Source organism: Acinetobacter sp. ACZLY 512, from assembly GCF_023614015.1.
GTDB lineage: Bacteria > Pseudomonadota > Gammaproteobacteria > Pseudomonadales > Moraxellaceae > Acinetobacter > Acinetobacter soli.
This window is the reverse complement of the sequence record NZ_JAKIVI010000010.1, coordinates 128,550-141,262: the sequence shown is the minus strand read 5'-3', so window position 1 is coordinate 141,262 and position 12,713 is coordinate 128,550. Positions and strand designations below refer to the sequence as shown.

Sequence of the window (12,713 nt, the reverse complement as noted above, 5' to 3'; positions counted from 1 at the left end):
AATAAAGGCGTACCTCATTTGGACTGGCTTGCGAAGTACACCGCGGCCTTTTTTAATATGTCCCTTTCTTCAGTAACCCGTTGCAGTTCTTTTTTTAACTTTGCTAATTCTGCGCTTGGATCATTAGATTCTATTATCTTGGGCTGCTGTGGATCATAACGTTTAATCCAGGCATACAGACTATGGGTGGTGGTTCCTAAACGTGTAGCAACCTCGGCCACACTATAACCTTTCTCAGTGACTTGTTTTACTGCTTCAATTTTGAATTCTTCAGGGTATCGTTTACTGCTCATAAGCACCTCGTTAATTAGCCATTTTATCTAACTAAAGGGTGTCTACAAAATCGGTGGCTATTCAGTCCGTGAAGCAATGGAAAGCTTTGACGGTACAGTGACCGCAGTCGAACATCAAATGCGTGGCAAGATTATCAAAATTGCCCAAGGAACCTCTAAACCAGGTGAGCCACCTAAGGATAAATATGATTTATCCCTCACCTATTACAAACAAACCATTGGCGGTCAGGTTGTCCATGAAGTAGATGTGATCAACATGGTACGTATCATTAATGGCGTAGATGTTTTAGAAGACATCCGTTCAGCATTGGGAATGTAAAAAAATGACAGTAGCAGAATTACCAGAATATATCGTGGAATGTGCTGAAGGTTATAAGATCAGTTTGAATAAACCGATCACGATTGATAGTGCCAGTGTACAAGTGCTAACCATGCGTGAGCCAACTGTGCAGGACATGTTGGTGGCTGAGATGCAAGCCAAAGGACAGAGTGAAGCCAATCAGGAAATTGCGATGTTTGCCAATTTGTGCAGTGTCGCGCCAGATAATATTAAAGGTGCAACACTGAAAGATTATCGCCGTATTCAGGAAGCGTTTAAACTTTTTACTGCATGAGTGCTGCGGTTTTACGATCGTATGTACTCGGTTTAGCCTCTCACACATCTTGGTCATTGTCAGAAATAAGGCAGTTAAAAATTTCAGATTTGGTGTGGTGGTGTGAGGGGTTGCCAAAGGAGGAGGGCTAGATGCCTTCCTTTTTTATTGCCTCATATCATGTCGAAAAAGGACATTGTTTTTTAAAACCATATAAATATATTTTTTGACTGATTGATTTAAAGCATTCTATTAGCTTTAATACCTCTAATAATTAGAGGTATAACTAAATTATGAAAATTTTAACTTTAATGTGGGTACTCATTTTTCAGATTGTTTTCATCACAAATGTTGATGCGCGGGGTGGTGGACGAGGTGGTGGAAAATCTTATAGTTCTTTAAGTCATAGTGGTTATTCTTCAAAAGGAAAATCTCGATCTTCTGGTAGTCGAGGCAGCACAGGTTCTGGTTATTCCAGCGGTTCTTCTGATTCATGTCCATGCAGTGGATCTAATGATTGTGTAGGCCCGAGAGGAGGTATTTATTGTTATACCTCCGGTGGAAATAAGCGTTATCGCTAATTGCAAAAAATTCAAATCTTATTTAAAAGGCTTTAAAGTGTATAAGTTTCTATTATTTATTCTTTTTCCATATCTTTCTATCAATAGTTATGTGTGGGCAGACAATACATTAAGGGTGACTTATGAATCACCTGAAGTAAAAGCAAAAAATGCTTTACAACGACCATCGATACCTGTGAGCCAAGTGCTTAAAACATACAAAATTGAAGTTATAAAAACTGATGATTTGGACAAAAGTACAAAAGAGTTATTAGAGAAAGGATACTTGGTAATCGAACAAGATACTGTAAAGTCAAAAGTTCAGCCCTTTTTTCCAGATTTTGATTACAAAGAAACAGTTTATGGTTTTAAACAACAGGCAAAGAAATTAAAAACTCCTATAGTTGTATTTACTACAAAAAATCAAGGTCTTGAGTCAGTTGGTGCATTTAATTCTAGTCCAAATAAGCCACAAACACCGCGCAAAACTAATCTAAGTGTTAATCAGGAAAATTATAATACTGCTGATTTAAAAACAGTAGCAGTACCAGGGGCTGTAAATGAATATCTAGCTTATTATTTTATGGAATATTATTCAGTAACTGGAATATATCCTGTGAATATGAAGTTTACTGAAATTAATACGTCATATGGCTCGGGAGTTAAAGTTATAAGTGTCTCAAAAGGCTCTCCTGCTGATGGTATCATTCAAGAAAATGATATTATCCAGAAAATCAATAATGATCCTATATTAGAAGTTCAATCTTTTATAGAAGCTTCTAATTATATAAAGAAAGGAGTAACGACATTACAGATTTTAAGGAATAATGAAAAAATGCAAAAAGAAATTTTTATTGAATAATAGGTTGTTAATATAATATGGAAACATTTATAAAAATTATGGGGGTTATAGTTGCCTTATTGGTACCTTTAGCTTTGGCATATATCAATAATAAACTTGCCCATTTAAAGTATTCACATGAAAGTAAAAATGAGTTTTTAAAACTAGCCAAAGATTTTGAGGAAAAAGAAATCGAAAATCAATCAACTCTTTATAAAGATAGATTTGCAAAGTCACTGTTCAATATTGATACGTTAACTTACGAGGAAGCTAAGTTCTTTTGCCAATACGAAAATGCAGATCTATGGGTAAAAGAGTATGCAAAAATCAGGACGTTAATAAAAAGAGAACGTGATGAAGCTGGTCGAATAACTCGCTTAATTGTAAAGCATCATTGGTCTAGGCCAGTTTTAGGTTTTTTAGGTTATATCTTATTTGCTTCAATTGGTTTTATTCCATTTGTAATGATGAATAAATTTATAGGATTGGTTGTTGAAGCTTACAATAAAGGAATTCCATTAATTATTTTTATTATCACATTGATTCCATTAGCTTCTTTGTATTTGGGTTATTTTTTTCTAAGATATGTAGAAAAGTATGGAGTAAGTAAAAATTTTATACTGGATTTTTATAAGTATGCATTTAAGGTAGATACTGACGTGACATAATTGTTCTTAAGACATAAGTACCATAGAAAAGTCATTTGGTTGACAAAAGTGAAAATTAGCAATAAAAGTTGGTTGACAAATGTTGAAATTAGCAATAAATAGTGAAAATTAATTGATTATGTAAGCTTGCTTTCATTTATTTCATGATTTGAACATAATATAAGCAAGATGCGCTTAAGGCGATTGAAATGCCAAAATTGGACAAAAAGAGTGGAAAATTCACTCAGGATAGACTTGATCTGGGAGATTCATCTGTTCATCAAGAACAAGATGGTGATCTTGATTTTGTCTTAAAAATCCATGATGGCCACTTACATGATCTAGAAATTTCCAGTGTTGCAAACTTACTATCCGCATTAGGTCAAATCGTTGGCGTTAAACAAGCTAGCTTCAACACGATCAAAGAAGGCTCAACGACCATTGCCGTTACAGTTCCAAGTGACTGTAGATCATTGGCCATGTCCAATGTGATGAAGGATACTGCAGCAAAGCATAAGCAAATTGCCCGTATTCAAAAAGAATTAGGTAAATATGGTTTTCATCATGCTGAGATTTCTTACGGTAGTTTCAATGATAATGAAGTATATGAGCCTAAAGAAATTTTATATGTCGTTCCAGAACTAGAGACCCAAGAAGAATTCAAACAAGAAGAGTCTTTGGATGGTCGTTTAACTCGTCTGCAAAAAGGCCGAGACAAGTCAGACCACATCACGATTATCTTGAATAATGGGAACGAAGTTCCTGCACAGTGTTCTAAGAAGTTATTAGAAGAATTACATCCGTACTTCAATACTGATAAAAGTTTAAGATTTGAGGGGGAAGCCACTTATTTATCGAAATCTAATACTTATCAATTAACGCTCAAGAAATACATCATCAATAAGTTCCATGTCATTGAGGATGTTAGCTTAGAAGAATGGATTGATGACTTTAGAGCAAAAGGCGCATCGAGTTGGTCTAAACACGATGACCCGATAGCTGAGTGGCTGAAGGAGCGACAAGATTGATTATCTTAGATACGAATGCCTTAATTACATTATTAACTAAAAATAAAGAAGAGGCAGAATATAAGAACCTTGTTGCTTTTCTCAATCAAGGAAAAAACTTTTCTGTGGCGCTACCGATGCCGGTAATTTCAGAGTTTATTGCGGGCGATGATAATGAAGCACGTTCTTTAGCTTTACTTAAACCAAATTCCAAGTTTAAAAATTTGGATTTTGATGCAAAAGCTGCTTTAAGTGCAGCCAAAGTTTATCGTGAATATCATAAATTACCAAAAAATAGAAAGGCTCAAGAGCCACGTCAAAAAGTTAAAGTTGATATTCAAATCATTGGAATAGCACTTGCTAATAATGCCACAGCCATTGTTTCTCATGATCAAGGAATCAAGACTGTTGTGAATGAGCTTGGTTTGAGTTTGGCGATTTATGATTATATGGATAACAACTACTTTAAGCAGATGGCGAGCTTATTTATAACAGAAAGTAATAAGGTTCAATAGTAGCTAAATTTTATGCAAAGTCCTTTTTTTAAATATTTGATATTAATTTTTGTATTAACATATCTTTTTTGTTTTTAATATTTATTCCATATATTTTTTCCAATTTAATTGCATTTTTATTTGGGCTTATAAATTATAATTTCTTAATAATTTTTCATATTTTATTTTTTTTTGCCGTTAATTTTTATTGGATTTTACTTTAAAAAACACACTCATTTATTGGGTTTTAAGTTGAGTAAAAAATCAAAGTACATTATTATTTTTTTGATTATTTATGCTTTTGTTGTTTCTTGTGGTTTGAATATTTATTATGCATTAAAAAGAGAGTGGAATTCTGGTGATGTGATTAACATATTTGTGTTGGGTACATATATAGTGGCTCCATTGGTTGTTATCTGGGCATATATAGATTGGAAGTCCCCGAAGAAATATGAGCTTGAAAAAGAATATGCTGAAAAATTATTAGAAAACATCAATGAAGTTTATTTCTATATGTTTGAAAGGGTGAATACATTAAAGTATTTGTCAAGTATTAATCAACATGTTGTTCTATTAAATGGTTTGGTAAGAAGTTCAAAGAAATATATTGATACTTCATTTTATTTAGCACATGGGTATTTTAATTTATTAAATTCCATAACAAGTAATAAAATTAACAAATCATTTTTAACTAATTTTGAAAGAATGGCTCAATTATTGGATGGACAAAGCAGTTATATTGAAGAGCAATATTTTATTTATTATAATTCTTTACCTAGTGATTTAAAAAATAATTATAGTATTACATGTACACCATATGATGGGATTACACTAAATAGTCAACAAATAATGGCAAAATATCAATTAAATAGATATTTGACCGAACAATTAGATTCCGAATCTATTGAGGAAGATGGTGAAGTAATTACATTTAATTTAACTTTTAAAGAATTTATTGATAAATTTGAAGAGGAATACGAATTGTTAGTGAATGAGATAGTTGTTAAGTATATAAAAATTAAAGAAGGTTAAATAAAAAGCATCTTAAAATGCTTTTATAAGTTTATATTTAAATCAAAAAGGACTCATTTTATGAAAAAAGTGATATTAACAATTGTACTAGCATTGGGAGTAATTTCTGCTGCTGAGGCTAAATGGCAGGGGCGTGAACCATGTTCAGGAAAGAAAGGTGGAATTAAACACTGCACAGCAGATGGAAAATTTATGTGTAACAACGGCACAATAAGTGCTTCAAAAAAAGTGTGCAAAAAATAATAGAAGGCGCAAAATGCGCCTTTTTTATCCCTAAAATTTTAACTTCTAGGAATAACACTTACATTAAATCTAACCTAGCTTTACCCCAAAAAACTAACCAAACTTAGTCTTCATCACTTTTTTTATGCAAATTTTCCATATATTCATCAGTGATATGGTCTTCGACAATCAACCATCCAAGACTTCCTTTACCATTATCAACAACGTCAATATGATGTCCACCTTGATGAACATATACTTCTTTTGTCCAAAATGACAATTTGTGTCTAAAAGAGGATTCTGCTAATGCATTTAGCGATAATTGAATATCTTTTCTTAAATTACTTAAATCTTGAGAATAATCAATATGTAGTACATTTACTAATTTCCCGAATACTAATCGTTTAATACCGTTTTCAAGATTAATGACTTTTACTTCTGAAAAGTTTGAAGATCGAGATTCCTTTTTGACTAAAGCTGTTTTTAATAATTCAATAAAAGCACTATTCATTGAAAGTTCATTTTCTTCAGCAAAATTTGTAACTTCTTGATGAAGATCAGGAGGTAGGCGTACTTGTGTTTTAATAAAGTTAGTCTGTTTTTGCATGGTTATCTCCTGACTCTTGACACTAATTATAGGTACATGTAAATTAATGTCAATGCACCTGAATTTAGGTGCAAAAAAAGCCTCGATGACTTTGGACGGCTATCGAGGCTTTATCTGATCCCTAGCAGGAGATAAGACATGAATAGTCTAACATTTAACGCAATACAATTTCATCCTGTACAACAAAGTGATGAGCAAATTTGGTTAACGGCCGCTGAACTAGCTGAGGTATTGGGTTATTCTCGTACAGATAAAATTAATCAGATATTCAAAAGAAAAGAAGATGAGTTTTCTGCTTCAATGACTCGTCTAATTGAGAATCCTCAGAACCTCAATTTGAGGTTACGAATTTTCTCACTTAGAGGTTGCCACTTAATAGCCATGTTTGCCCGAACCCCAGTCGCCAAAGAATTCCGCAAATGGGTTTTAGATATTTTAGATCGGGAAGTGCAGCCTAAATCTAAGACTCATAAATCTGAACGTGTATCACTGAACGATGCCATTCATTTACTGGTCGCCAAAACGACTAATCTTAACTTTTCCGATGCCTACAAAATGCTTCACCAACGCTTTGGTGTCAGTGGTATAGATGAAATACCACTCGACCAAATACCTGTAGCGGTTGAATATGTACATCATCTAATCGCACTTATGGGGAGCAAAAATTACGGTTCTAAATCGGAAAGAAATGTTAAAGCGATGGCAATGTATCTGGTTTGGCTCAGTGGTTGGTGGCGAGAGTTTGGACCCGCGATAAGAGGCGTAAACCCTAACATGGCCTCTGCTATCCATGACTATTTTAACGATGGTGGCTTTATCGCTTGGGGCTACATCGATAAAGAACAAAGAGAAGAACTGCGTAAACGTATTGAAAACCATCCGTGGCATCTGTCACCGATGGAGCGATACAATCTTCTTAATCGGCATAATTATTAGCCCGATATAGAATCCAATAAAAACGGTTTTTTCCATTCAGTCTAATGAAAAAGGTGTGTATAATTACACAATGAACAGCAAAGAAATTATCAAACGCTTGGAACAAGAAGGCTGGATCAAGGTGGGTGGTAAAGGTGACCATGAAAAATTTAAACATCCTGAAAAATCAGGTCATGTCGTCGTACCACACCCACGTAAAGATATGCCGATCGGAACTTTGCGTAACATATATAAACAAGCTGGTTGGGAATGGAGATAAGTATGTTGTATCCCGTATATGTTCATAAAGACCAAGACTCTGCCTATGGCTTAACTTTTCCTGATTTTGAAGGTTGCTTCAGTGCTGCTGATGATATGCAGGATATTCAGCGTATGGCACAAGAGGCAGTAGAAGTATATTTTGATGGTGAGGATTTGTCCTTGCCAGAACCTTCTAGCCCTGAACAATGGATTGGTGATGATCGCTTTGAGGGTGGCTATTGGTTATTGGTCGATATTGATTTATCAAAAGTTAGTAGTAAGTCTGTTCGGATCAATATCAGTATGCCTGAAGCATTGGTTAAGCGTATTGATGCAATGGCGAAGAAACAACATTTAAGTCGTTCAGCATTTCTAGCCAAAAGTGCTGAGATGGCACTGCATTAAGTGAAAAACTGAATAATGAAATAGACCTTTATTGTTATTAATCTTGCTCTATTAAAGCAAAAACCCAAGATGTGGCGTCTTGGGTTTTTTTTATATCCAACCCTTATCGGTACTAAGGATTAGAAACAATATGAGCAATAAAGATAGCATCTTTTCATTTCATATGCTAGGAGTGGAAATGAATATTATTAATTTAAGCCCAAATAGCCTGATCGACTTTTTTGTCTGGATTGTTGTTTTGTATGCTTTAGTGAGATTAATAAATTTTATTTTTAAGGTATTAGAAAAATATCTCAATCTTTAACACGTGTGATGAAAAACTGAATAATGATAAATCACTAGCTTTCATCACAGAATTGCTTAATCAGATATAAAAGTGATTGAGCATGGCCAACAAAAAACTGAACGCCGTTATCACAATTGGTGGCGCACTGGTAGGTAGCTTCCGTACAGTTATTGGTTCAACGACTAAAGAGCTTGGCAAGATTGGTACAGAAATCAATAAGGTCAAACAAAACCAACGTCAATTGGGTGAGGCCATTCGCACCTTTGGCGGTATGGGTAAAAATGTTGATGGCCTGCGTTCAAAATATTCCCTATTAACTGGTGAGCTAAAAAAGTTAGAAACTCAGCAATTACGTTTAAGCAATGTTGAAAAGCAGCGAATAGCCAATAACAATCGATTATCAGAAATAAAAGGGCAGATCGGAGCGACCATTGCGACAGGTCTAACTTTGGCAGCACCAGTTAAAACAGCTATTGATTTTGAAACGGCAATGTTAGGCGTTGCAAAACAGTTAGATGGTGCCCGTGATAATGCGGGAAATCTAACTAAAGATTTCTTTAATATGCAAAAAGAAATTTTAACTGTCGCTGATAACAGTCCTGTTGCTCGAAATGAAATCGCCGAGATGGTGAGTGCTGGTCTAAGGATGGGTGTTGCCAAAGATGAAGTGATAGGCTTTACCCAAGAAGTCATAAAGATGGGTACTGCTTTCGAACTTCCAATGGGGCAGCTTGCTGATGATATGGGTAAGATTGGTAACATGTATAAAATACCAATCACTCAAATTGGAAAATTGGCAGATACCATTAACTATTTAGATGACAATAGTTTATCTAAAGGTGGTGACATTATTGACTTCATGCAACGGGTTGGTGGTACTGCGAGCATGGTCAAAATTACTGATAAAAATACTGCTGCACTTGGTTCGACTTTACTCTCATTGGGTGAGAAAGCAGAAACAGCAAGTACGGCAGTAAACGCAGTTTTTTCAAAACTTGGAGCAGCCAATACAGGTAGTAAGCCATTTAAGGCGATGGTTAAGGAAATAGGTCTTTCTACTGTTGAGCTTGAAAAAGGCATGCAGACCAACGCAACAGACACTATTTTCAAAGTCATGGATGCTATTAGAAAATTACCTAAAGAAGCTTCAATGGAACGTAAATGGGTTCCACCCAAAATGAGTAAAAATGGAAAAAAACAACTTCAACCAGGACATTGGTCAGAAACCCCTGCAACTACACAGATTGATGCTGTATCCACCTTATTTGGTATGGAACATTGGGATACTTTTTCTAAATTACTTGAAAATAGAGGGGAGCTTGAAAAGCAAATAGGCATGGCCAATAGCAAAAATGCTCAGGGGTCAATGGACAAAGAATATCAAGCACGAATGAAAACCACCCAAGCACAGATTGATATGTTTAAAAATCGTATTGGGCATCTTGGGGTTGAATTTGGATCTGTTTTATTGCCAGTAATCAATGATGTGTTGGGAAGTATTGGTACGTTTGCAACTAAAATTGCCGAATGGACACAGAAAAACCTTGCATTAACTGGAACCATTGTAAAAACAGTTGCTGCGCTTGGTGTGTTAAAAATTGGATTGCTAGCAACCAAGTTTGCCATTTTTGCTATTAATTCACCAATATTGAAATTAAAAGATCACTTCATTAAGACAGGAATAAGTGGCAAAACATTTACCAATGTTCTTAAATTAATGAAAACTCCAATACCCGGTCTAGAAAAAGCATTTTTTGCATTAAAAAATAGAATTGGATCTGTTGCTGGATCTATCTTTAGATTTGTAACATCTGGAACTGTACTACAGACTGTGTTTGGCAAATTACGTGGTGTGGCTGTAGGTGCATTTAATATGCTCAAAGGTAGTGCTTTGGGTGTGATTGGTATATTTGGAAGATTTAAAAATTTCGTCTTTGGGGCTGCTCAGAGCATATTTCGTTTTGCCACATCTGGTAATGTCATTCGTACCGTTTTTAACGTCGCACTTAATCTCATCAAGCAGGTGGGGTTGGCGCTATTGCGTACACCTTGGGGCGTGGTTGCGGCAGTTGCGATTGGTGCTGCTTTAGCCATCTACAAGTATTGGGATCAAATCAAGGCATTTTTTACGGGATTTTGGCAAGGCTTAAAGCAGGGTATAGAACCATTTACCACGGCTATAGGCAATCTTGTTCAATCTACACCATTGTTGGGTGCAGCATGGGATGTGGTAAGTGGTGCAATTTCTACAGTATTTGAATGGTTTAAGAATCTCCTAAAGCCAGTAAATGCAACCAAAGAGCAAATAGATAAAGCAACCTCGGCGGGCGAATCTTTCGGTAAGTTGGTAGGAGGGGCGATTAATCTTATCCTTACACCATTAAAAGCCGTAGTTAATTTATTTGGATGGATATTTAATAACGTAGGTAAACTTGGTTCAATAGGTGATACTGTTAAAAATTTCTTTAGCGGTCCGTCCTCAGCCAAAGAATCCAACAACAATAAACCCTTACCACCTCCACCAAAATCAATTGCTGCACCACCGCCTATACGGTCTGGACAGGGTAAGACTACACCTCAACAAACCAATCATAATAGTTTCTCTTTTACTGTGAATGCAGCACCTGGACAAAGCCCACAGCAAATTGCCCAAGAAGTGATGCGCATACAAAAACAAGCCCAAGGCGTACAACAACGTAGCCTGATGGTGGATTGGGGGTATAGTCAGTAATGGATGGTCAAATTTTTGGTACTTATCTCACCATGATGAGTCTGGGTGGGTTTAAGTTTGGTGTATACACGGCTGCATACCAACAACTCAATAGAAGTACCCAATATAAATGGGGTGAACAGGAAGTTTTTGGTGGTTGGGATAATCTTCAATATCTTGGTCCTGGACAAGACACGCAAACTTTAACTGGTGTGATCTATGGCGAGTGGAATGGAGGATTTCAGCAAATTGATAAACTTCGTGCATTGGCTGCTAAAGGTGAGCCTCAACTTCTAATTTCTGGTACGGGTCGAATCATGGGCTATTGGGTAATTAATCAGATCGATGAGGGGCAAGAGAAATTTGCCGCCTTTGGTGTGCCACGCCGTCAGGAATTTACTATTAACCTGCGTAAATTTGGAGATTCGGCAGGGCGCTTAGGTTTAGTGGATAGTCTAGTCAATGCATTAGGGAACATATAATGGCTCTATACAGAACTAAAGATGGTGACACGGTTGATTCGATTGCCTATAAGTATTATGGATCAACCAGTAATAAGTTGGTTGAAAACATATTTGAAGCCAATCATCGACTTTCAGATCATCCACCAGTTTTACCCGAAGGTCTATTAATTGAATTGCCAGAACAAAGTCAAACAACAATGACCCCAACCAAAAAGGTGAAACTATGGGATTAAAGCCATGTTTCCAAGTTGTGGCTAATGGCAGCGATATTAGCCAGACGATTTTTCAGTTATTTGAATCTATATCTATTACTGACAAAACAGGCATTGAATCAGATACCTTTGAGATTAGCCTTATTGATGATCCTGCTCAACCTATTGCTATGCCTGCTCGAGGAGCAGAGCTGCAAATCTCAATGGGCTATGATGATGTATTACAGCCAATGGGTATGTTTGTCGTAGATGAGATAGAGCTCTCAGGTCCACCAGAGAAAATGATCATTCGTGGACATGCTGCCGTTCAAACTGAGAGTAAAGGCGGCAAGACATCACTACAGTCTCAGAAAAACCGCACATGGCCTAAAGATACAACAATTAGCGCTGCTGTTATGAAAATTGCAGGTGAGCACAATTTAACGTACATGGTTAGTGGGACATTAAAGAACGTTAAGCTGCCACAATTAGCTCAATCAGATGAATCTGATTTATCTTTTTTGATGCGACTAGCCAAACGTTATGATGCAATTTGTAAACCTGCAAATGGTAAACTACTCTTTGTTAAACGTGGTGAAATTAAGCTTGATACCATTGAATTGACACGTTACCAAGTCGGACGTTGGTCAATGACAAGAAGCTCGCGTGATAGTACTGGTACGGTGATTGCGTATTGGCACGAAAAGGCCAAAGCTAAAAAGCACGAAGTAAAGTTGGGAGATGGTGAACCAGTTCGCCGTTTAAGACACCATTATCCAGATGAAAAAAGCGCACAAGCAGCAGCTCAAGCCGCATTAGATGAATCTAAACGAAATGAGGATAAGCTTTCATTAGAGTTACCAGGTGATCCGACTTTTTCAGCAGAATCAACATTGGCATTGTCTGGTTTTAGATACGGTATTGATGGTGACTGGATCATTGATTCAGTCACTCATACGATTAATAAAAGTGTAGGGTTTTCAGCGAGTATTGAAGGGGTGAAAAACCTTAATGATGCAGAGTAAAACTGTAGTGAAACTAAATTTTAAGTGATTGATTATATTCATATTAGTTTTATCATTTTCGAGACTTTTTCTATATTAAAAAATACGTTAAAAATGATATAAATCATAGTGATATATCATTTTTAACGCCTTCTTGACATCGTAGAGGTCTCCAGTTCGA

Annotated in this window: 17 protein-coding genes and 1 pseudogene; 16 read left to right on the top strand and 2 right to left on the bottom strand. The window is 36.0% G+C overall.

The window, feature by feature from the left end; all coding sequences use genetic code 11:
* Positions 1-293: pseudogene (locus L2096_RS12265) on the bottom strand (transposase); the annotation flags it as partial.
* Positions 294-369: 76 nt separating this feature from the next.
* Here L2096_RS12265 and L2096_RS12260 point away from each other — a divergent pair.
* From L2096_RS12260 to L2096_RS12220, 9 genes are all read left to right on the top strand, one after another.
* Positions 370-612 carry a phage major tail tube protein gene (locus L2096_RS12260; protein WP_250365522.1) on the top strand — a complete coding sequence of 81 codons (243 nt, stop codon included), beginning with the start codon at positions 370-372 and terminating at the stop codon, positions 610-612.
* A gap of 4 nt (positions 613-616) precedes the next feature.
* On the top strand, positions 617-907 hold the full coding sequence (locus L2096_RS12255) for a phage tail assembly protein (protein WP_048764059.1): 291 nt from the start codon (positions 617-619) through the stop codon (positions 905-907).
* Between the two features lie 272 nt (positions 908-1,179).
* Entirely contained in the window at positions 1,180-1,467 is a 288-nt protein-coding gene (locus L2096_RS12250; RefSeq protein ID WP_081407818.1) for a hypothetical protein, read from the top strand.
* A 37-nt stretch (positions 1,468-1,504) separates the two neighbouring features.
* Positions 1,505-2,308 carry a PDZ domain-containing protein gene (locus L2096_RS16115; RefSeq protein WP_250365521.1) on the top strand — a complete coding sequence of 268 codons (804 nt, stop codon included), beginning with the start codon at positions 1,505-1,507 and terminating at the stop codon, positions 2,306-2,308.
* Positions 2,309-2,325: 17 nt separating this feature from the next.
* Complete coding sequence (locus L2096_RS12240; RefSeq protein ID WP_250365520.1) at positions 2,326-2,955, top strand: hypothetical protein; 630 nt, start codon at positions 2,326-2,328, stop codon at positions 2,953-2,955.
* A gap of 188 nt (positions 2,956-3,143) precedes the next feature.
* Positions 3,144-3,962, top strand: coding sequence for a hypothetical protein (locus L2096_RS12235; RefSeq protein ID WP_250365519.1), 819 nt, complete (start codon positions 3,144-3,146; stop codon positions 3,960-3,962).
* A complete protein-coding gene (locus L2096_RS12230) occupies positions 3,938-4,456 on the top strand; it encodes a type II toxin-antitoxin system VapC family toxin (RefSeq protein WP_228137580.1) in 519 nt (172 codons plus the stop codon). Before L2096_RS12235 ends, L2096_RS12230 begins: the two co-directional genes overlap by 25 nt.
* Before the next feature lie 231 nt (positions 4,457-4,687).
* The gene (locus L2096_RS12225; RefSeq protein WP_250365518.1) at positions 4,688-5,467 is read left to right on the top strand and encodes a hypothetical protein; all 780 of its coding nucleotides are present in this window, start codon (positions 4,688-4,690) and stop codon (positions 5,465-5,467) included.
* 60 nt (positions 5,468-5,527) lie between these two features.
* A complete protein-coding gene (locus tag L2096_RS12220; RefSeq protein ID WP_053469781.1) occupies positions 5,528-5,710 on the top strand; it encodes a YdcA family protein in 183 nt (60 codons plus the stop codon).
* Between the two features lie 103 nt (positions 5,711-5,813).
* Here L2096_RS12220 and L2096_RS12215 read toward each other — a convergent pair whose 3' ends face one another.
* A complete protein-coding gene (locus tag L2096_RS12215) occupies positions 5,814-6,296 on the bottom strand; it encodes an Arc family DNA-binding protein (RefSeq protein ID WP_250365517.1) in 483 nt (160 codons plus the stop codon).
* A 138-nt stretch (positions 6,297-6,434) separates the two neighbouring features.
* Between L2096_RS12215 and L2096_RS12210 the strand changes: the two genes are divergently transcribed.
* The 7 genes from L2096_RS12210 to L2096_RS12180 all read left to right on the top strand — a co-directional run bounded on the left by L2096_RS12210 (position 6,435) and on the right by L2096_RS12180 (position 12,553).
* Positions 6,435-7,232 (top strand): BRO-N domain-containing protein, encoded by a 798-nt coding sequence (locus L2096_RS12210; protein ID WP_250365516.1) that lies wholly within the window; start codon positions 6,435-6,437, stop codon positions 7,230-7,232.
* Between the two features lie 70 nt (positions 7,233-7,302).
* A complete protein-coding gene (locus tag L2096_RS12205) occupies positions 7,303-7,491 on the top strand; it encodes a type II toxin-antitoxin system HicA family toxin (RefSeq protein WP_048764206.1) in 189 nt (62 codons plus the stop codon).
* Between the two features lie 2 nt (positions 7,492-7,493).
* Positions 7,494-7,877, top strand: coding sequence for a type II toxin-antitoxin system HicB family antitoxin (locus tag L2096_RS12200; RefSeq protein ID WP_227265540.1), 384 nt, complete (start codon positions 7,494-7,496; stop codon positions 7,875-7,877).
* Positions 7,878-8,263: 386 nt separating this feature from the next.
* The gene (locus tag L2096_RS12195) at positions 8,264-10,894 is read left to right on the top strand and encodes a phage tail tape measure protein (protein WP_250365515.1); all 2,631 of its coding nucleotides are present in this window, start codon (positions 8,264-8,266) and stop codon (positions 10,892-10,894) included.
* Positions 10,894-11,355, top strand: coding sequence for a phage tail protein (locus tag L2096_RS12190; protein ID WP_227265542.1), 462 nt, complete (start codon positions 10,894-10,896; stop codon positions 11,353-11,355). Before L2096_RS12195 ends, L2096_RS12190 begins: the two co-directional genes overlap by 1 nt.
* Positions 11,355-11,570: a tail protein X gene (locus L2096_RS12185; RefSeq protein ID WP_119025624.1), complete on the top strand. Its 216-nt coding sequence runs from the start codon at positions 11,355-11,357 to the stop codon at positions 11,568-11,570. The genes L2096_RS12190 and L2096_RS12185 overlap by 1 nt, the downstream gene beginning before the upstream one ends.
* Positions 11,561-12,553, top strand: a complete 993-nt coding sequence (locus tag L2096_RS12180) for a phage late control D family protein (protein WP_250365514.1) — start codon at positions 11,561-11,563, stop codon at positions 12,551-12,553. The genes L2096_RS12185 and L2096_RS12180 overlap by 10 nt, the downstream gene beginning before the upstream one ends.
* Positions 12,554-12,713: the final 160 nt, after the last annotated feature.